We start from the raw sequence: 18,264 nt of genomic DNA, 5'->3' as shown, positions 1-18,264 counted from the left end.
AATTGCATTTACCTAGTCGCCGATGAATAGCGCCATCGTGAGGATAGGCTCGCCTCGGCTCACTCCACGGACATATTTTCATCCCCGTCTATATATGATATTAAAATGGACATTTCTTACGCGGGAGCGGCAGGCGATTTTATCTCGGTGTTTTTTGGTCGGCTTATCCGCATATAAGAGATTGGCATCCCGGCTGAAGCCTGGGATCTGACACGCGGGAGACAGGTCCGATCTTGGCCCTGGTCAAACGAACCCGCACGGGTTACCATCCGGGAACACATCCGATGTATGTGGCCCTCAGGAGCTGTCATGCCGACCGCCACACCGATACGTCTGTGCGCCGCCCTCCTCCTGTGCCTCTTCCTCCTGCCCACCCTGCCTGCCTCTGCCGCCTCAGCCACAAGCTGGACGATCTCCGCCTTACCCGGCGGACCGGCGGCGGAGCTCTCTCTCGACCCCCAGGCGGGCACCCTCACCTTCGCCGCGACGCGCCGCGGCGCCCGGATCCTGGAGCCGAGCCCGGTCGGCATCGTCACCGAACAGGCCGACCTGTCCCAGGGACTGCGCCTCCTGCATCGCCGCGACCGTCTGGTGACCGAGCACTACACCACCACGGTGGGCAAGCGGCTCAAGCGGTCGGCGCTCATGCGCGAGGTGACGTTCACCTTCGCCAACGCCGCCGGCGCCCGGCTCGACCTGGTCGTCAGGGCCGCGCGGGACGGCGTCGCCTACAGGTACCGGCTGCCGGCCGACCACGGTCCCGTCCTGCGTGAGACGTCCGCGTACACGCTGCCCCAGAACGCCACCGCCTGGCTGGCCCAGCACCGGCGCGACTACGAGAACCCGTTCGTCCAGTACACCGCCCTCACCGCGCCCGCGGCCGACTACATGGTGCCCGCGCTGTTCGAGACCGGTGGCGACTACCTCCTGATCACCGAGTCCGGCCTCGACGGCGGCTACTCCGGGCCGCGCCTGGCGCACGAGGCGGGCACCGGCACCTACAGCCTGCGGCTCTGGGATGAGAAAGTGCAGGCCAGTGAGACCCCATGGCGGGTGCTGATCGCCGGGGACCTGGCCACGGTCACCGAGTCCACGCTGGTGGACGACCTCGCGCCCGACTCCCGGGTCCGCGACACCTCCTGGATCGCGCCGGGCCAGGTGCTGTGGACGTGGCTGGCGGGCGGCAGGGAGGCGGGGCAGAGCCTGGAGAAGCAGCAGGCGTTCGTCGACTACGCCTCGGCGCGCGGCTGGCCGTACGTGGCGGTGGACGCCGGGTGGTACTTCCTGAAGGACCAATGGGACGTCACCGACCCGAACTGGCCGACCACCAGCTGGATGCCGCGGCTTGTGGAGTACGGGCGGGCCAAGGGCGTGGGGATCGTCGTCTGGATCCACTTCCGCGACCTGGACACGCCGGAGGAACGCGCCCTGTGGCTGCCCACCCTGAGCCGCTGGGGCGTGCGCGGCGTCAAGATCGACTTCATGGACTCCGAGTCGCAGGAGCGGCTGCGCTGGTACGACGAGATCCTCCCGGCGACCGCGGCGAACCACCTCCTGGTCAACTTCCACGGCTCGACCATCCCCAAGGGCATCCACCGCACCTGGCCGCACGTCATGACGATGGAGGGCGTGCACGGCGGCGAGAAGCGCACGCTCACCACCGCCCACATCACCACCCTGCCCTTCACCAGGAACGTCGTCGGCTCGATGGACTACACGCCCATGGCCTTCCACCGGGCGGGCCGGCCCACCTCCGACGCGCACGAACTGGGCCTGGCGGTGACGTACGAGTCCGGCCTGCAGGATCTGGCGGGCACCGTCGAGTCCTACCAGGCCAGGCCGGAGGCCGAACGCTTCCTCGAGCAGGTGCCCACCGCCTGGGACGAGACGCGGCTGCTGTCCGGCCGACCGGCCGACCACGTGGTGCTGGCCAGGCGCAGCGGCGACCGCTGGTTCGTGGGGGCCGGGATCTCGGGCGCGGCGCGCACGCTCGACGTGCCGATGAGCATGCTGCGCGGCCGATGGCTGGTCGAGGTCGTCCGTGACGGCCCGACCGGCCTGGTGCGCGAGAGCCACGTGGTCGACGGGCCCCGCGGCCGGCTGTCGGTGCCGGTGCCGGACGAGGGCGGCTACGCCGCCGTCGCCTGCCGCTGGCATCCCCGGATCACGACCTGCGACCGCTAGACCTCCGATCAGCGCTCCACCCACACCTCCGATGTATAGGTGCATGTTGATGAGTAGACGGTTTCTGGCAGGGCCTATCGTCCTGGTTCTCGGCGCGGCGCTGACCGTGGTCCCGGCCGTGCAGGCGCAGGCTCGTGAGCCCGCCGCGGAGCCGTACACGCTCTGGTACGACGAGCCCGCCCCCGACACGAACGAGGGCTGGGAGACGCGGTCGCTGCCGATCGGCAACGGGGCCATGGGCGCGACCGTGTTCGGCGGGGTTGGGGCGGAGCGGCTGCAGTTCAACGACAAGACCCTGTGGACCGGCGGCCCCGGCGTGGCCGACTACAACTTCGGCAATTGGGACGCCCCGCGGCCCGGCGCGCTGGAGGCCATCAGGGAGCGGATCTGGAAGGAGGGCGGCATCTCGCCCAACGACGTGCTGGCCGCGCTCGGGCTGACGTCGGACACGCCGCGGCACCGCCGGTTCGGCGCGTACCAGAGCTTCGGCGACCTGCGCCTGGCCTTCCCCGGCCTGCCCGAGCAGACCGGCGACTACCGCAGGCGGCTCGACCTGGCGCGCGGGGTGGCGGGCGTGTCGTTCACGGCCGGCGACGTCCACCACACCCGCGAGTACTTCGCGTCCGCGCCCGCGGGCGTGATCGTGGCCCGGCTCGCCACCGACCGGCCGGGCGGCGTGACCTTCACCGCCGGCATCGCCGTGCCGGCCAACCGCTCGGTGAGCGCCACGGCCGAGCGTGGCCGGCTGACCGTCAAGGGGGCGCTGACCAGCAACGGGATGGCGTACGAGGCCCAGCTGCGGGTGCTCAACCAGGGCGGGAGCCGGACCGACAACCCCGACGGCACCGTCACCGTGACCGGCGCGGACTCGGTGGTGCTCATCCTCGGCACCGGCACCGACTACGCCGCCGACTACCCCACCTACAAGGGCGAGGACCCGCACGCCAAGCTCACGGCGCGGGTCGACGCCGCCGCGCGCCAGGGGTACGCCAGGCTGCTGGCCGCGCACCGGGCCGACCACGCCGCGCTGTTCGACCGGGTACGGCTGGATCTTGGGGGAAGCCTGCCCGCCATCCCCACCGACGAGCTGCTCGCCCAGTACGGCAACGGCGCGGCCCCGGCCGCCGACCGGGCGCTGGAACAGCTCTTCTACCAGTACGGGCGCTACCTGCTCATCGCCTCCTCCCGCCCCGGTTCGCTGCCCGCCAACCTCCAGGGCGTGTGGAACCTCCTGGAGGCCCCGCCGTGGCAGTCGGACTACCACCTCAACATCAACTTGCAGATGAACTACTGGCCCGCCGAGATGACCAACCTCGCCGAGCTGGCCCAGCCACTGCACGAGTACGTGAACGGGCTGCGCGAACCCGGCCGGGTCACCGCCGAGCAGATGTACGGGGCGCGTGGCTGGGTCGCCCACCACGCCTCGAACATCTTCGGCCAGACCGGCGCCTGGGACCATCCCGCCTACTTCTTCCCCGAATCGGGGGCCTGGCTGTCCGAGCAGCTCTACGACCACTACCGCTTCACGCTGGACGAGCGCTTCCTGAAGCGGACCGCGTACCCGATCATGAAGGAGACCGCGCGGTTCTGGCGCGACTTCCTGCGGCCCGACCCCAGGGACGGCAGGCTCGTCGCCATCCCCAGCCGCTCCCCCGAGCTCGGCCCGGCCACGGCGGGGGCGTCGATGTCGCAGCAGATCCTCTTCCAGCTGTTCACCGACCTGCGTGAGGCCGCGGGGCTGGTGGGCGACCGGCAGCAGGCGGCCGCGGCCGCCGACGTGCTGGCCAAGCTGGATCCCGGTCTGCGGGTCGGCCGGTGGGGGCAGCTCCAGGAGTGGAAGGAGGACATCGACGACCCGGCGGAGACCCACCGGCACGTCTCCCACCTGTTCGCGGTGCATCCGGGGCGGCAGATCTCCCCGCGTACGACGCCGGAGCTCGCGGCGGCGGCCAAGGTCTCACTCAACGCCCGCACCGACGTGGGCACCGGGTGGAGCAAGGCGTGGAAGATCAACTTCTGGGCGCGGCTGCTGGACGGCGACCGCGCGCACAAGCTGCTGCGCGACCAGCTCCAGACCAGCACGCTGGCCAACCTGTGGGACACCCACCCGCCGTTCCAGATCGACGGGAACTTCGGCGCGACCTCCGGCATGACGGAGATGCTGCTGCAGAGCCACCTGGGAGCGATCGACCTGCTCCCGGCGCTGCCCGCCGCGTGGGCGGACGGCCGGGTGACGGGCCTGCGCGCCCGCGGCGCCCACACGGTGGGCATGAGCTGGGCGTCCGGGCGGCTGTCGGAGGCCCGTCTGAACTCCGACCAGGGCGGCGAGGTCAAGCTCCGTAACGACGCGTTCCGGAGCGGGGTGCGGGTCACGGCGGGGCACGGTCGTCCGGTCGCGTACAGGGTGGACGGAGACACGGTGACGTTCCGGGCGCGGGGCGGTGATGACTACCGAATCGACGTCATCGGCCGGTAGTGCGCCGGACGTCGGCACGGCATACGGCACGGGGCCGTCGCTAGAGGTGGGTGTCCTCTGGCGGGGGCCCGGCCTTGCGGCCGACGCCGACCATCACCCACGCCTTCTCCGGTCTCTCGGACTGGAAAGGGCTGTCGGGCCGCCACTCACGGACGTACACCAGCCCGGGTTCGACCAGTTCGAGCCCGTCGAAGAAGGGCAGCACCGTCTCGCGCGTACGGGCGCCGCCTTCGGCGTGGCCCAGCATCCTGCGGTAGAGGGCGACGATCGGCTCCGCCACCTCCGGGCGGGAGTCGAAGACGACGTGCGTGACGACGATGTAGCTGCCGGCCGGCAACGCGTCACGTAGCTCGGCCACGCGCCGGAAGGGCTCGTGGCCGTCCGGGATGTACTGCAGGACGCCGAACAGCAGCACCGCGACCGGCTGGTCGAGGTCGATGACCGCCCGCAGGTCGGGGTCGGCCAGCAGCTCGGCGGGATGCAGGATGTCGCCCTTGACGACGCTGGTCCCGGCGCCTCGGGCCAGGATCGCGCGGGCGTGCGCGAGCACCACCGGGTCGTTGTCCACGTAGGCCACGCGGGCGTCGGGGGTCAGGGATCGGGCCAGTTCGTGGGTGTTGGGTTCGCTGGGGAGCCCCGAGCCCAGGTTGATGAACTGGGTGATGCCCTGCTCCACGAGAAACGGGATCACCCGGCCCTGGAACGCCTGGTGCTCCTGCGCCATGACCCGGACCTCCGGCGCGGCGGCTAACACCGCCTCGGCCGCCTCCCGGTCGACGGCGAAGTTGTCCTTGCCTCCGACGAAGTAATCGTGCATCCGGGCGAGGTTCGGTGTGCTGGAGTCGATTCCTGCGATCCACCGGGCCTCGTCACTCATGCGGCGTCTCCTCCACGCGTCGAATAGCTCCTTGATTATGCCCAACAACAGCAAGCTACGCCCAACCCGCCGAAGACCGGACATAGCACATCTACCGACTTGATGAGATGAGCTCATGTTTGGGCCTTGTTGGAGTGGCGCCACATGAGTGCGAAGGCCGCCGGCAGTACGCTCGCCATCCTCGAGGCGGCCGGCTACCCAGGCATGATCTCCTCCCACAGCTGGGCCGACCCGAGCTACTTCGACCGGATCTACGCCCTTGGCGGGATGATCACGCAGTACGGGCCCGTCGCGCGGGACTTCGTCGCCGAGTGGCGCCGTACCCAGCCGCTCAGGCAGGCGCACCAGATCCCCGGCTACGGCTACGGCTACGGCCTGGACGCCAACGGCCTGGGCCGACTGCCCGCGCCCCGTACCGGCAACGCCGCGAACCCGGTGACGTACCCCTTCATGTCCTTCGACGGGAGCGTGTCCCTGAACCGGCTGCGTACCGGCGACCGGGTCTGGGACGTCAACACCGACGGCGTCGCCAACTACGGCCTGGTGCCCGACTGGATCGAGGACATGCGGATCATCGCCGGCCCGGACATCGTGCGGGACATGGCCGCGGGCGCCGAGTCCTACCTGCGCACCTGGACGGCCGCCGCGGCCCGCCGCATCCCCTAGCGCGTACGGCGTCAATGGTCGGTGACGATGAAGATGGCCACGAGAACCGCGCACACCACCAGGGTCCAAGCGCCGAACAGCAGGCGGAGCACTCTGGGGGCTTCCCGCAGTTCCATGAAGTACCGTCCGACGAGGTAGACCTTGACGAACGCCACGGCGAGCACCACCACGGTGGCGAGCCGCCGGGTCCCGTGACCGTCTCCGAGGTACCACGAGACCACGGTCGCGGCCATGAGGACGAGCCAGACGACCATGGTGCGCTTCACCTGTCACCTCATCAGGTAGAGCAGGGCGAACAGGACGATCCACAGCAGGTCGATGAGGTGCCAGTAGCAGGCTCCGGCCTCAAGGTTGCGCAGATCCCCGTCCTCCAGGACTGGCTTGCCAGAAATCCGGTACATCATCACCAAGGCGACCATCCCGATCAGCAGATGCAGGAGATGGATCCCGGTGAAAACGAAGTAGTACATGTAGAAGCTGTTCGCTGATGGCGTGTGCCCGGCTTCGATGGCGCTTGAGTACTCCAAGCACTTGTCGACGACGAAGGCGGCACCACAGAGCAGCGTCACGAGGATCATTCGCGAGCCGCTTCGAGAGGCCCCATGGCGCAGCGAGGTCACGCCCCGCACGACGAACATCGACCCGGTCAGCAGGAGGAGGGTGTTCGCCGCGCCGAAGGTCAGGCTCATGCTCTCGCGAGCCTGCTCGAAGAGCTCGGCGCTCCGCGACCGCTCGTAGACGAATACACCAAAGAACAGGGCGAAGATAAGCAAGTCTCCGAAGATGAAGACCCATATGCCAATTTCACCCGGTACACGGCCGGGCTTCCGAAGGCGCCCACCGGGCGCCCCCGGAAGTTTGGCGGCGAACGGATCCGCCGCCCAGGCATTCATCATCATGAACCGGCCATCATCATGAACTGGCGGCCAGCTCTTGTTCGTGGACGAAGCCCCGCTTGACGTTCTGCATCGACAGGTAACTGAAGTACAGCACCCAGATACCGAAGACGACGAACGGCACCCACAGGCACACGACGCCGGTCCAGCCGAACGGCCCCTCCTTGAAGAACCAGACCGTGCCGCCCGGAATGAAGCACACCCCGGCCCAGATGCTGAAGTAGCCGGTCCACCGGGGGAACACCGGAGCGTCGCTCTTGTCCAGCAGGATGTTCAGTCCGAGCGCGATGGCCCAGACCGTGAAGGGCATCCAGGTGCCGAGCAGGATGATGAACCCCGCGTCGTTGAACGCCTGCGTGATCTCCGGTGACACTTCGCCCGCGCGGAAGGCGGCGGTCGCCCACAGGCCGCAGTTCACGACGATCTGCGCGGTACCCGTGGCCATGCAGGTCAGCTGAACGTACGTCAACGCTGGGAAGAGCCCCTCCTTTCGACGCGTCTGAACGGCCATGCACACCCCCCAGACACCCATCAGCGCGTATGCCAGACAGGTGAAGACGAGGCCGACGCGAATAGCGGTGGCGTGCTCCTGGTAATACCGCGCGACCTGCTGAGCGGAATCACTCGGGTGGATCGCGGGCGGGAAGTACCTGGCGAGCCAGACGCTTCCGATCAGGAACAGAACGACGATGGACGGTCCACACCATGCGATGAGGAGCTGCGAGTTGCGGCTCATACTGCGACGGTCGGCTTCCGTTGAGCCGGTTACCCCTGGGCCCCTCCCGGTGGCGGGCGGGGCGACATCGGCGGCGCTCACGACATTCTCCTTCCCCTCGGTCGACTGTTGTCTGGGATGACCTCGCGTGCGTGGCTTTTCGGTTACTGCGCGGTCAGCGCTCCGTCGATGACGTGCTCCTGGCCGCTGATGTACGACGAGTCGTCGGAGGCGAGGAACAGCACCAGGCTGGAGACCTCATCCGGATCGGCCATGCGCCGCAGCGGGACCTGCTCGGCGATGCCGCCGCCGTTCTCGTCGGTGGCGGCGGCCATCATGGGCGTCTTGATGTAGCCGGGATGCACCGAGTTGACGCGGATGTTGTCGGGCCCGTACTCGACGGCGACGTGTTTGGTCATGCCCCGGGAGGCGAACTTGCTGCCCACGTATGCCAGGTTCGGTGTGCCGACGATGGAGACCAGGCCGGCGATCGAGGAGATGTTGACGATCGAGCCGCCGCCGGCCCGTCGCATCGACGGTATGACGGTCCTCATGCCGTAGTACTGGGAGTGCTGGTTGACCGCGCACACCTTGAGGTATTCGGCCTCGTCCAGCTCGGCGGTCGCGGCGATGGGGCCGATGATCCCGGCGTTGTTCACCAGGATCGTCACCGTGCCGAAAGCGCCTTCGGCCTGCCGCAGCACCTGCTGCCACTCGGCCGGGGAGGTCACGTCGTGCCGGATGAACAGCGCGTTGTCGCCCAGCTCCTTGGCGATCAGCTGCCCGCGCTCCTCGTTGACGTCGGTCAGCACGACCTTCGCGCCCTCGGCGACGAACCGCCGCGCGTGCGCCTCGCCCATACCCTGCGCGGCGCCGGTGACGATGGCCACCTTGCCGTCGAGCTTGCCCATGATGATGTCCTTCCTTGCCGGATCACGGGCCTCCTCGTTCGAGGCGGCCCCTTCCTGTCAGTGGTGGTGTGGGATGGGATGCCGCCCGGCGATCACGCGTGCAGGGTGATCGCCCGTTCGGGGCATCCGTGCGCTCCGGTCCTGGCCGCGGCCTCCCGGCCGGCGGGAACCTCGGCGGGCTCGTCGAGGTGGATGTTGATTCCGTCGTCGTCGGACTCGTAGACCTCCGGCGCGAGCATGTAGCAGCGGCCGTGCCCGGAGCAGAGCGACCCGTCAACGGTGTACTTCATCAGGCTGTCTTCTCCCGGTGGCCGGGAGCGAACACCAGCGGGAGGTTGTTCATCGAGCGGGTGAGACCGGTGGTGTAGACGATCTCGGCGCCCGGCGCCAGCGAGAAGTCCGGAACGCGGCGCAGCAGCTCCTGCATGACGACCTTGCCCTCGAGCCGGGCGAGGTGGGACCCGATGCAGCGGTGGGGGCCGAACCCGAACGCGGCGTTCACCGGAAGGTCGCGGTCGATGTCGACGTCCTTCGGATTGTCGTAGACGCGGGGATCCCGGCAGGCGGCGGCGTAGTTCAGCATCACCCAGTCGCCCTTCTTGAAGGTGTGGCCGCCGACCTCGACGTCCTGCTTGACGGTTCGGGCGAGGGCCACGACCGGCGCGTAGACGCGGACGAATTCCTCGATCGCCTTGTCGTGCAGGGCCGGATCCGCGACCAGGCGGGCGCGGTCCTCAGGGTGTGTCGCGAGGTGGTAGGTCATGCCGGCGAGCAGGTAGGTGGTCGTCCCCAGGCCGCCGGCCAGGAGGTCGGTGACGACGCTGACCTTGTGCTCCCATGGGCACGGCTCACCGCTGTCGAGCTCCACCCCTTTCAGCACGGCGTCGACGAAGTCGCCCCGCGGTTCCTCCTTCAGGCGACGCTCCAGATAGGCGTTGATGTAGCCCAGCGCCGTGCCCCAGCCCTGTGCGCGGCCTTCGATCGGGCCGAACAGCGCGTCGTCGATCGCCTTGATGAGAGGCGGCAGGTCGTCGAGCGGCACCCCCATGTAGCTGGAGAAGAAGACCCGGCCGGGCAGGGTGGCGGCGAAGTCCGCGACGAAGTCGCACTCCCCGCGCTCGACGAACGCGTCGATCAGGTCGTTGGCGTGCTCACGGACGGAGTCTTCGTAGGACCGCACGGCGCGCGGGCTGAAGTAGCCGTTGAGGGCGCTGCGCCACCGGTTGTGGTAAGGCGGGTCGGACTCCTCGGGATACATGAACGCCATTCCCTCGGGACGGTTCGGCTGGAAGCCGTCGGCGCTGCTGAACGTCTCCCAGTTCTGGCCGACCGTGCGGACGTCCTCCTGCCTGTTGACGACGTAGTAGCCGTGCCCGACGTTGCTCCGCGCGACCGGGCAGCGCCGCACCATGTCGTCGATGACCTCGACGAAGTCGTCGTTGAACTCCCGGGAGTCGAGATCGAAGTCGTTGAAGTGGTCTCGGGTCGAGTGTGGTTGAGTCGCGGTCACGAGGAGGCCTCCGTGGGTTTCGACATGAAGATGCCGGGTGCTCGACGCCTCGATCGCCCCGCCGGCGGCACCGGCTGACCGGGGGTGTGGTGGGCGTCACACTCAAAAACAAATGTTTGTCTACGCCCGATGCGCTGTCAAGAGCAGCCGGGCGATTCACTGCCCAGCGCGCCCGAACCGCTACCTAGCGTTGATGTGAGAAGTGACGTTGACCTGCCCTTTTGCTGTGGCACGCCGACAGGGTGGCGGCTCGCACCAGGATTCGGCACAGCGCCGCCGACGCCCCGCGACGGCACACCCCTCCTTAACAACAATCAGTTGTTTGTTTAGAGCGTCGGCCGGCGGCGCCGGTCAGGGGTCCAGAGAATGGTCGTCGATACCGCGACCTCGACGGTCTCGACCCCGGGCAGCTCGCTCAGGAGGTCGACGATGTAGCGGCGCATGCCGGTGAAATGCACGCACGACGCGTCCGTCAGCACGAGCTCGACCCGGACGCGGCCGTCCGCGCACTCGACCTTGTCCACCAGGCCCATCTGGCAGATGTCCAGCGGCGCGCCCATCAGCACCCCGCACGGCTCGGGGATCTTGCTCAGCTGGACGCGGATCGTCTCCTCCGACGGCATCGCCGTGGCGCTCACCGCCCGCTCCCGAGCGGCGCGTGGGGGACGCGGAGCCGGCTCCACGGCTCAGGTTCGGCCGCCGCCCGCCGCGCGGCGAACTCGTCGGCCGCCGTCCGCTCACGCGCCTCGCCCTCGTCGAGTCCCAGCATCCGCAGCGCGTTGCCCCCGAGGATCTTCCTGCGGTCGGCGGCGGTCAGTTGCCGGATGCCGTACTCGGCCAGCACGTGCTCGGGGAACTCGTATCCGTCGAACGCGGCGAGCAGCGGCGCGGGATGGCTGAGGTTGGCACCGCTCGCGTACAGCAACTGGTCGGCACCGGCCGCGCCGATGAGCGTGGCCATGATCTTGGCGAAGGCGTCCGGCCGGACCACCGCGTAGGCGAACACCGACTCCAGCGTCGCGTACAGGTTGCGGTGGCGGGCCAGCAGCGCCGCCGTCTTGTCCAGGAACGCGGCGCCGGCATGCACGATCTGGAAGGTGAGCTCGGGAAAGCGGGCCGGCGCGGCCGCGAGGTCGTCCACGTCGAACGCGTCGCGAGGCGCCGGGGGCAGCCAGAGCGCCTTGTGCACGGCCACGTTGCGGACGCCGAGGTCGCGCGCCGCCTCCAGCAGCGGCGTGGCGAAGTCGGGCCCGTCGATCCGCCAGCCCTCTCCCCTGCCGCCGTAGAAGAAGGCGGGGTAGAGCTTCAGCCCGTCCACGCCGAACTCGCGAACCTGCCGCTCCAACTGGGCGATCGCCGCGTCCGTCACCGGCGTGTCCACGGTGGCGTACAGCCGGAACCGGTTCGGGTGGCGGTCGCGGTAGGCCGCGGCCCGCTCCGGGTCGGTCACGTGCCCCTTCGCGAAGCCGAGGTTCGGCAGCGCGTGGATGACCGCCAGGTCGCCCGGGCTCTCCACGAACAGGGCGTCCGCGATGGCTTCGTACGGGAAGTCCGAGAAGAACTCCTCACGGCTGAGCTGGAACTCCCGGTGTTCCTCGCCGGTGGCGAGCAGGTGCGCGGCGTACACCGCCTCCAACTGCTCGCGGCCGAGCGGGTCCTGGTTGGCGGGTGCCAGGTTGTACGGATGTACCACCGAGTCCACCACGACACCGTCGTCGATCATCCATCCTCCTGTGGGTCGGCCCGGATCAACGGCCCGTTCAGTAGCGCGTCCGCGAGCTTCTCGCCGATTTCGTCCGCCGTCGCGGGACCGTCGGGTGAGAACCACTCCGGTGTCCAGTTGAGGGCGCCGAGCAGCGCGAACACGACCATCCGCTCATCGAGGCCGGGGTCGAACACACCGGCCCGCGCACCGGCCCGCAGCGTCTCGGTGAAGAACCGCTCGTACCGGGCGCGCTTGTCCAGCAGCCGCGCCCGGTTCTCCTCGCCCAGGAAGCGCCACTGGTGAAACACGATCAGCGTCCGCTCGGGGTTCTCCGCGACGACCCGGACGTGCGCCTTGATCGCCTCCCGCAGCAGAACCCGGGGATCGTCGCTGGTCGCGCGCACCTCTTCCAGCACCTGGTTGAAGTGGTCGACGCCGCCCTCGATGATGGCGAACAGCAACGACTCCTTGCTGACGATGTGCGCGTACAGGCTGCCCGGGAGCATCCCCACGGCCCTGGCGATGTCACGCATGGAGGTGCCGGTGTATCCCCGTTCGCCGAACAGGCGCGTCGCCTCCCGGAAGATCGTCGCGTACCCGTCGGACTCCTGCTCCGCCATCTCGTGCACAAACAAATGTTTGTATAGTCACTTCGCGGGTGTCAATATGGGACGGGAGTGAGCGCCAATGAAGCATGCGAGAGCGACCACCGCGGCGCAGATCCTCTGGGCCGGAGCCGAGCTCTTCGCGGACCGGGCGTGCGTGACCGATCTGGACGCGGCGCACGCCGACGAGACTTTCAGCTACGCGGCCGTGGCGACCCGAGCGGCGGCCACCGGGGGCGCGCTGCGCGCGCTCGGCCTGCGGCGCGGCGACCGCGTGGCCATCCTCCTGCACAACAGCCAGGCGTACGTCGACGTCTTCCTGGGCGCGCTCGCGGCCGGGCTGATAGTCGTCCCGCTCAATGTCCGGCTCACCCAGGAGGACTATCTGCACATGCTGACCGACTCCGGCTCACGGGTGCTCGTCACCACGTCCGAGTTCGGTGCGCGGCTCCCCCGCGACGGGAGGGTCCACGGCCTCACCGTCCTGCTCGCCGACGCCTCGACGGACGATCTCACAGCAGGCGCGGCCCCCCTTCCCGGGCCCGAGCCCGGCGAGGACAGCGAGGTCGCCAGCCTCATGTACACCTCCGGCACGACCGGCTCGCCCAAGGCCGTCATGCTCACGCACGCCTCGTGGCGCAGCGTCGCCGGCACGGCCATCGACGTCCTCGGGTTCACCGACGGAGAGGTGACGCTGCACGTGGCCCCGCTGACGCACGGCGCGGGCTTCCTGTTCCTGCCGACGCTGATGACCGGCGGCCACAACCTGCTGTGCCGCTCCTTCGACGCCGCCCGTACCGCCGCCCTGATCGACGGCCACGGCGTCACCGGGATGTTCGTCGTCCCGTCGATGATCAGAATGCTGCTGGACGCCACGCCCGCCGGTTTCACCGCGCCACCCTCCTTCCGCCGCCTGTACTACGCCGGTTCCCCCATCGACCCCGAGACGTTGCGCGAGGCGACCGCGGCGTTCGGCGGGCGCGTCGTCCAGTCGTTCGCGCAGATGGAGTCACCCATGTTCGTCACGGTGCTCGACCAGGAGGACCATCGCCGCGCGCTCGCCGACCCCGACCTGCCGCTGGCGCGCTCGGCGGGCAGGGTCCTGCCCGGTGTCGAGCTCCGCGTGACCGGCGACGACGGCGCGCCCTTGCCCGCCGGCGAGCCCGGAGAGGTCCTGGCCCGGGCCCCGCAGACGATGGCGGGCTACTGGAACCGGCCCGAGGCCACGAGCGCGGCCCTGCGCGACGGCTGGCTGCACACCGGGGACGTCGGCTATCTCGACGAGGACGGCTACCTCTTCCTGGTGGACCGCAAGAAGGACATGATCGTCACCGGTGGCTCCAACGTCTACGCGCGGGAGGTCGAGGAGGTCCTGCTCACCCTGCCCGGCGTGCGCGAGGCGGCCGTCGTCGGGCTGCCGCACCGCATCTGGGGTGAGGCGGTGACCGCCGTGCTCGTCGCCGACGGCGCCCCGCGCGGGGAGGAGGAGATCATCGCGGGCTGCCGCGCGACGCTCGCCGGTTACCGGGTTCCCAAGCGGGTCGTGTGGGTGGACGAGCTGCCTCGCAACGCCTACGGCAAGGTGCTCAAGCGGCGGCTCCGCGCCGAGCTCTCCGACCAGCCCTCCGACCAGCTCTCCGACCGGCTCTCCGCCGCGCCGACGTCGGCCCCGGCCGATCACTGATCCCGGCGCATTGACACCCGCGCCGAGCCGGAGATAGTTTAAAACAAATGATTGTTTGTTATGGATTGCGATAACCGCGCCCGGACGTGAGGAGTGGGCACCTGTGACTCAGGCGAGACCGGACACCGAACTGACTCCGGCTGAACAGCAGTATCCGTTGCCGCCGAGCCTGCTGGACAAGTCCGTCTACACCGACCCCGACCGGTACCAGCGCGAGATCACCGAGATCTTCCACCACGCCTGGTTCCCCGTGCACCCGTCGTCGGACGTGGCCCACCCGCGCGACTACGTCGTCTGGGACCAGATCGGGCAGTCGGTCGTGATCACGAGGCTCCCTGACGGCACGGTCAGCGCCTGGCACAACGTGTGCCAGCACCGCGGCGCCCGGCTGGTGGACGGCTCGGGCAACTGCGGCAACGCACGCTTCACCTGTCCGTGGCACGGCTTCGTGTACGGGCTGGACGGCACGCTCGGCAGCGTGCCGCTGCGTGACAGTTTCGACGCGGCCGAGCTGGCCGGCCTGCGGGCGCCCGCGGTCCGCGGCGAGGAGTGGGGCGGGTGGATCTGGCTCTGCTTCTCCGATGACGTGCCGCCGCTGCGCGAGTACCTCGGGAGGATCGGCGACGAGCTCGCCGGGTACGGGCTGGAGGGGTTCACCACCAGATTCCGCAAGTCGGTGGCGCTCAAAGCCAACTGGAAGATCGTCGTCGACGCCTTCAACGAGACCTGGCACGTCCCCTTCACCCACAAGGACACCCTCGCCGGGCTCGTGATGTGGCGGGACGCCGTGCTCAAGATCACGCCGCCGCACACGTGGATGACCCTGCCGATCCGCGGGTTCACCGACAAGGCGGTCCACAACGGCGACCATCGCACGTCGCATCTGTGCCACTACCTGGCCTTCCCCAACACGATCTTCAGTTGCTTCCCGACGCACCTGCAGATGTGGAGCGCGTGGCCGATCTCGGTCGGCGAGACGTTGCTCAGCGCGTACGAGGTGGTCGGCCCGCCGCCGAACGGCATGGCGGCGGAGAAGTGGGAGCGCCACAACCAGCGGGACTGGGACCAGTTCCTCGAGGTGCTCGAGGAGGACTCCAAGGTCATCAATGACTTCGCCGGCGTGATCGGCTCGCTGGGCTTCACGCGGAACATGTTCAACACGGCAGAGAGCAGGCTGACCGCCTTCCACGAGGAGATCGCCAAGCGGCTCGGAGAAGGAGCGCCACGATGACCTCGATCAAGATCGACCGCTCGGCCTGTCAGGGGTACGGCAACTGCGTGCTCGCGCTGGCGTCGGTCTTCGACGTCGACGGGGAGGGGCTCGTCGTGCTCAGGCGCGACACCGTCGAACCGGGCGAGCTGGACGGGTTGCGGCGGGCGGCTTACGACTGCCCGACCGACTCCATCACATTCGTCGCATAGCCGAGGCCAGGAAGGCCCCGCCGCACCGCGCCGGGGCCACCTCCAGGGGTCCCGCCCCGCTACAGGCCCATCTCCTTGGCGATGATGCTGCGCTGGATCTCGCTGGCGCCGCCGCCGACCATGGCGTGCTTGGCCTCGCGGAAGTAGCGCTCCATGTCGTATTCGGGCAACTGCGCGTATCCGCCCAGGGCCTGCATGCCGTTGAAGGAGGTCTTGAACGCGGTGTCGGCGGCGAACACCTTCGCCATCGACACCTCTTTGAGCGCGCGCTCGCCCCGGGCCATCTTGGTCGCCGCGTTGTAGACCAGCAGCCGCGCCGCCTCGACCTCGCACTCGTTCTCCGCCATCCGGTGCTTGAGCACCTGGAAGGACGACAGCGACCGGCCGAACTGGGTCCGGCCCTTGGTGTAGTGGATCGTGTCGTCCAGCGCGGTGCGCGCGTTGCCGACGTAGGACGCCGCCAGGCTCAGCCTCTCGTACTCGAGGTGCTCACCGATGTAGGCCCACCCGGTGCCGGGCTCGCCGATGATGTTCCCGCTCGGCACGCGGACGTCGGTCAGGAAGATCTCGGTGGTGCCGAGGCTGCGGCGGACGATCGTGTTCAGCTTCCTGATGTCCACGCCCGGCGCCGTGTTCGGCACCAGGATGAGACTCAAGCCCTGGTGCTTGTCCGGGCCGGTCCTGGCCAGCACGGTGATGACCGTGTTCGGGAGGTGCGCCCCGGAGCAGAACACCTTGTTGCCGTTGAGCAGCCACTCGTCGCCGTCCAGGACCGCCTTCGTCTGCAGGCTCGCGGCGTCCGACCCGGAGCCCGGCTCGGTGATGGAGATGCTGAACTTGGTCCGGCCCTGCAGGAACCCCGGCAGGTAGGTCTCGCGCTGTTCCTCGGTGCCGTGGCTCGCGATGTTCGTCGCGGTGAACATCGAGGTCATCACCGCCGCGGCGAAGTCGAGACTGTACTTCGCGATCGCCTCGCAGAAGATCGCGTACATCACCGGGTCGGCGTCCAGGCCGCCGTACTGCTCGGGGATCAGCAGGCCGAGCCAGCCGCGGTCGGCGATCTTCTGGTAAGCCTCGTCCGGGAACTCGCGGGATTCGTCGTGTTTGCGGATGTACTCCCGGCCGACCTCGCGCTCCATGAAGGTGTGCAGCGTGTCGCTCCACAGTTGCTGCTCATCGGTGAACCGGAAATCCATTCTCGGCCCCTTCGCCTGTCGTCTCGCATGGTCACGCCCGCGCCGCGCGGGGCATGGTCTTCCACGCTAGCTCCGGACTCGCTTGAAAACAATTGTTTGTTTTGAAGCCGGCATCGTCTATGGTGAGGCGCGAGCACTGACGGTCACCACACTGTCCCGGAGCCGCACTGTGAGCCTGGAGCGCACTTACCGCAACCTTCGAGTCTTGGACCTCAGCGAGAACATCGCCGGCCCGCTGGCGTGCATGGTTCTCGGCGATCTCGGCGCCGACGTGGTCAAGATCGAACGGCCGGGCACCGGCGAGGCCACCAGGGACCTGCCGCCACGATGGGCCGGCGAAAGCACGGTCTTCCTCACCATGAACCGCAACAAGCGCAGCGTCGAGCTGGACATCCGGACACCGCGGGGCCGGGATGCGCTGTTGCGCGTGGCCCGCGGCGTCGACGTCGTCGTGGAATCCTTCCGCCCGGGCGTGGCGGACCGGCTGGGGCTCGGCTTCGAGGACTTCCGCCGGGTGAGCCCGAGCGTGGTGCACTGTTCGGTGAGCGCCTTCGGCGAGCGGCCGCTCGGCCACGACCGGCCCGGCTACGACGCCCTCGTCCAGGCGTTCACCGGCATCATGGCGATGACGGGCGAGCAGGACGGGGACCCGGCCAGAGCGGCGCCGTCGATCGTGGACGTCTCCACCGGGCTCTGGGCCACCATCTCGATCCAGGCCGCGCTCGCCCGGCGCGCCGGCGGTCGGGCCGAGCACCTGCGCGCGAGCTTGGTGGACAGCGGGTTCTTCCTCCTGTCCCACCAGATCATGGGCTACCTGGGCAGCGGCGTGTTCCCCGGCAGGCTGGGCTCCGCCGCGCCGAGCACCGCCCCGTACGAGGCGTTTCGCACGGCCGACGGGTCCATCATGGTGGCGGCCGCGACCGACCGCCTGTTCGGGCGGCTGTGCGCCGCGCTCGACCTCGACCACCTCGTGGCCGACGACCGGTTCGGCTCGGTGGCGGATCGGGTCGTGAACCGGTCCGCACTGAGCGAGATCGTCGAAGGCCGGCTCCGTACGGCGAGTTCGGAGCATTGGCTGGAGCGGATCGCGGCCGCAGGGGTGCCGGTGGGGCCGGTCAACGACCTCGCCGCCGCGCTGGCCCACCCCGTGACCGTCGAGCGCGGCATCGTCCAGGACGCCCTCGACGGACGGATAGCCGGACTCAAGCAGATCCGGTTGCCCATCGACGAGCACGCCCGATGCGCGATGAGCCAGCCCCCGGCGCTGGGCGCGCATACCGAGGAAGTCCTCGCCGAAGCCGGGCTCTCCGAGGCCGAGATCGGCCGACTCGTTGCACCGACGGTTATGGAAAGGACGGCGCGACAGGGATGAGCAGTGTTTTCCCCGGAAGTGTTTTCCCCGGAAGTGTTTCCCCCG

Annotated in this window: 18 protein-coding genes; 7 read left to right on the top strand and 11 right to left on the bottom strand. The window is 69.0% G+C overall.

What is annotated here, in order from left to right; all coding sequences use genetic code 11:
* The first annotated feature begins 309 nt into the window (after window positions 1-309).
* Both ACQP2T_RS23410 and ACQP2T_RS23405 read left to right on the top strand, forming a co-directional pair.
* Entirely contained in the window at window positions 310-2,184 is a 1,875-nt protein-coding gene (locus ACQP2T_RS23410; protein WP_433518228.1) for a glycoside hydrolase family 97 catalytic domain-containing protein, read from the top strand.
* A gap of 49 nt (window positions 2,185-2,233) precedes the next feature.
* Window positions 2,234-4,660: a glycosyl hydrolase family 95 catalytic domain-containing protein gene (locus tag ACQP2T_RS23405; protein ID WP_433518227.1), complete on the top strand. Its 2,427-nt coding sequence runs from the start codon at window positions 2,234-2,236 to the stop codon at window positions 4,658-4,660.
* A gap of 40 nt (window positions 4,661-4,700) precedes the next feature.
* On the opposite strand, the gene ACQP2T_RS23400 is transcribed toward ACQP2T_RS23405, so the two are convergent.
* On the bottom strand, window positions 4,701-5,537 hold the full coding sequence (locus ACQP2T_RS23400) for an SAM-dependent methyltransferase (protein WP_433518226.1): 837 nt from the start codon (window positions 5,535-5,537) through the stop codon (window positions 4,701-4,703).
* Window positions 5,538-5,681: 144 nt separating this feature from the next.
* Here ACQP2T_RS23400 and ACQP2T_RS23395 point away from each other — a divergent pair, with 144 nt between their 5' ends.
* Window positions 5,682-6,203 (top strand): hypothetical protein, encoded by a 522-nt coding sequence (locus ACQP2T_RS23395; protein WP_433518225.1) that lies wholly within the window; start codon window positions 5,682-5,684, stop codon window positions 6,201-6,203.
* A gap of 11 nt (window positions 6,204-6,214) precedes the next feature.
* Here the strand turns inward: ACQP2T_RS23395 and ACQP2T_RS23390 are convergent, their stop codons facing one another.
* The 9 genes from ACQP2T_RS23390 to ACQP2T_RS23350 all read right to left on the bottom strand — a co-directional run bounded on the left by ACQP2T_RS23390 (window position 6,215) and on the right by ACQP2T_RS23350 (window position 12,560).
* Complete coding sequence (locus ACQP2T_RS23390) at window positions 6,215-6,469, bottom strand: cytochrome C oxidase subunit IV family protein (RefSeq protein ID WP_433518224.1); 255 nt, start codon at window positions 6,467-6,469, stop codon at window positions 6,215-6,217.
* A 3-nt stretch (window positions 6,470-6,472) separates the two neighbouring features.
* On the bottom strand, window positions 6,473-7,102 hold the full coding sequence (locus tag ACQP2T_RS23385) for a cytochrome c oxidase subunit 3 (protein WP_433518223.1): 630 nt from the start codon (window positions 7,100-7,102) through the stop codon (window positions 6,473-6,475).
* A 13-nt stretch (window positions 7,103-7,115) separates the two neighbouring features.
* A complete protein-coding gene (locus ACQP2T_RS23380) occupies window positions 7,116-7,835 on the bottom strand; it encodes a hypothetical protein (RefSeq protein ID WP_433518222.1) in 720 nt (239 codons plus the stop codon).
* 143 nt (window positions 7,836-7,978) lie between these two features.
* Window positions 7,979-8,725, bottom strand: coding sequence for a glucose 1-dehydrogenase (locus ACQP2T_RS23375; protein ID WP_433518221.1), 747 nt, complete (start codon window positions 8,723-8,725; stop codon window positions 7,979-7,981).
* 92 nt (window positions 8,726-8,817) lie between these two features.
* Complete coding sequence (locus ACQP2T_RS23370) at window positions 8,818-9,015, bottom strand: ferredoxin (RefSeq protein WP_433518220.1); 198 nt, start codon at window positions 9,013-9,015, stop codon at window positions 8,818-8,820.
* On the bottom strand, window positions 9,015-10,235 hold the full coding sequence (locus ACQP2T_RS23365) for a cytochrome P450 (RefSeq protein WP_433518219.1): 1,221 nt from the start codon (window positions 10,233-10,235) through the stop codon (window positions 9,015-9,017). The genes ACQP2T_RS23370 and ACQP2T_RS23365 overlap by 1 nt, the downstream gene beginning before the upstream one ends.
* Before the next feature lie 326 nt (window positions 10,236-10,561).
* Window positions 10,562-10,873, bottom strand: coding sequence for an iron-sulfur cluster assembly protein (locus ACQP2T_RS23360; RefSeq protein WP_433518218.1), 312 nt, complete (start codon window positions 10,871-10,873; stop codon window positions 10,562-10,564).
* Window positions 10,870-11,958 carry an amidohydrolase family protein gene (locus tag ACQP2T_RS23355; protein ID WP_433518217.1) on the bottom strand — a complete coding sequence of 363 codons (1,089 nt, stop codon included), beginning with the start codon at window positions 11,956-11,958 and terminating at the stop codon, window positions 10,870-10,872. Before ACQP2T_RS23355 ends, ACQP2T_RS23360 begins: the two co-directional genes overlap by 4 nt.
* A complete protein-coding gene (locus ACQP2T_RS23350) occupies window positions 11,955-12,560 on the bottom strand; it encodes a TetR/AcrR family transcriptional regulator (protein ID WP_433519815.1) in 606 nt (201 codons plus the stop codon). Before ACQP2T_RS23350 ends, ACQP2T_RS23355 begins: the two co-directional genes overlap by 4 nt.
* A 67-nt stretch (window positions 12,561-12,627) precedes the next feature.
* Between ACQP2T_RS23350 and ACQP2T_RS23345 the strand changes: the two genes are divergently transcribed.
* The 3 genes from ACQP2T_RS23345 (at window position 12,628) to ACQP2T_RS23335 (ending at window position 15,651) form a co-directional block, all read left to right on the top strand.
* Window positions 12,628-14,229 carry a class I adenylate-forming enzyme family protein gene (locus ACQP2T_RS23345; RefSeq protein WP_433518216.1) on the top strand — a complete coding sequence of 534 codons (1,602 nt, stop codon included), beginning with the start codon at window positions 12,628-12,630 and terminating at the stop codon, window positions 14,227-14,229.
* A gap of 103 nt (window positions 14,230-14,332) precedes the next feature.
* Window positions 14,333-15,460: an aromatic ring-hydroxylating oxygenase subunit alpha gene (locus ACQP2T_RS23340; RefSeq protein ID WP_433518215.1), complete on the top strand. Its 1,128-nt coding sequence runs from the start codon at window positions 14,333-14,335 to the stop codon at window positions 15,458-15,460.
* A complete protein-coding gene (locus tag ACQP2T_RS23335) occupies window positions 15,457-15,651 on the top strand; it encodes a ferredoxin (RefSeq protein ID WP_433518214.1) in 195 nt (64 codons plus the stop codon). The genes ACQP2T_RS23340 and ACQP2T_RS23335 overlap by 4 nt, the downstream gene beginning before the upstream one ends.
* A 59-nt stretch (window positions 15,652-15,710) precedes the next feature.
* Here the strand turns inward: ACQP2T_RS23335 and ACQP2T_RS23330 are convergent, their stop codons facing one another.
* The gene (locus tag ACQP2T_RS23330; RefSeq protein WP_433518213.1) at window positions 15,711-16,847 is read right to left on the bottom strand and encodes an acyl-CoA dehydrogenase family protein; all 1,137 of its coding nucleotides are present in this window, start codon (window positions 16,845-16,847) and stop codon (window positions 15,711-15,713) included.
* 205 nt (window positions 16,848-17,052) lie between these two features.
* Between ACQP2T_RS23330 and ACQP2T_RS23325 the strand changes: the two genes are divergently transcribed.
* On the top strand, window positions 17,053-18,219 hold the full coding sequence (locus ACQP2T_RS23325; protein WP_433518212.1) for a CaiB/BaiF CoA transferase family protein: 1,167 nt from the start codon (window positions 17,053-17,055) through the stop codon (window positions 18,217-18,219).
* Window positions 18,220-18,264: the final 45 nt, after the last annotated feature.

Source organism: Nonomuraea sp. CA-143628, from assembly GCF_050942315.1.
GTDB lineage: Bacteria > Actinomycetota > Actinomycetes > Streptosporangiales > Streptosporangiaceae > Nonomuraea.
Note: the sequence above shows the minus strand (reverse complement) of the source record. Positions and strands in the feature narration are given on the sequence as shown.

Coding starts and splice junctions, on each gene's coding strand:
- ACQP2T_RS23350 (WP_433519815.1), bottom strand. CDS start 12,560: ATGGCGGAGCAGGAGTCCGACGGGTACGCGACGATCTTCCGGGAGGCG.
- ACQP2T_RS23345 (WP_433518216.1), top strand. CDS start 12,628: ATGAAGCATGCGAGAGCGACCACCGCGGCGCAGATCCTCTGGGCCGGA.
- ACQP2T_RS23370 (WP_433518220.1), bottom strand. CDS start 9,015: ATGAAGTACACCGTTGACGGGTCGCTCTGCTCCGGGCACGGCCGCTGC.
- ACQP2T_RS23400 (WP_433518226.1), bottom strand. CDS start 5,537: ATGAGTGACGAGGCCCGGTGGATCGCAGGAATCGACTCCAGCACACCG.
- ACQP2T_RS23375 (WP_433518221.1), bottom strand. CDS start 8,725: ATGGGCAAGCTCGACGGCAAGGTGGCCATCGTCACCGGCGCCGCGCAG.
- ACQP2T_RS23380 (WP_433518222.1), bottom strand. CDS start 7,835: ATGAGCCGCAACTCGCAGCTCCTCATCGCATGGTGTGGACCGTCCATC.
- ACQP2T_RS23385 (WP_433518223.1), bottom strand. CDS start 7,102: ATGATGATGAATGCCTGGGCGGCGGATCCGTTCGCCGCCAAACTTCCG.
- ACQP2T_RS23355 (WP_433518217.1), bottom strand. CDS start 11,958: ATGATCGACGACGGTGTCGTGGTGGACTCGGTGGTACATCCGTACAAC.
- ACQP2T_RS23395 (WP_433518225.1), top strand. CDS start 5,682: ATGAGTGCGAAGGCCGCCGGCAGTACGCTCGCCATCCTCGAGGCGGCC.
- ACQP2T_RS23330 (WP_433518213.1), bottom strand. CDS start 16,847: ATGGATTTCCGGTTCACCGATGAGCAGCAACTGTGGAGCGACACGCTG.
- ACQP2T_RS23405 (WP_433518227.1), top strand. CDS start 2,234: ATGAGTAGACGGTTTCTGGCAGGGCCTATCGTCCTGGTTCTCGGCGCG.
- ACQP2T_RS23335 (WP_433518214.1), top strand. CDS start 15,457: ATGACCTCGATCAAGATCGACCGCTCGGCCTGTCAGGGGTACGGCAAC.
- ACQP2T_RS23410 (WP_433518228.1), top strand. CDS start 310: ATGCCGACCGCCACACCGATACGTCTGTGCGCCGCCCTCCTCCTGTGC.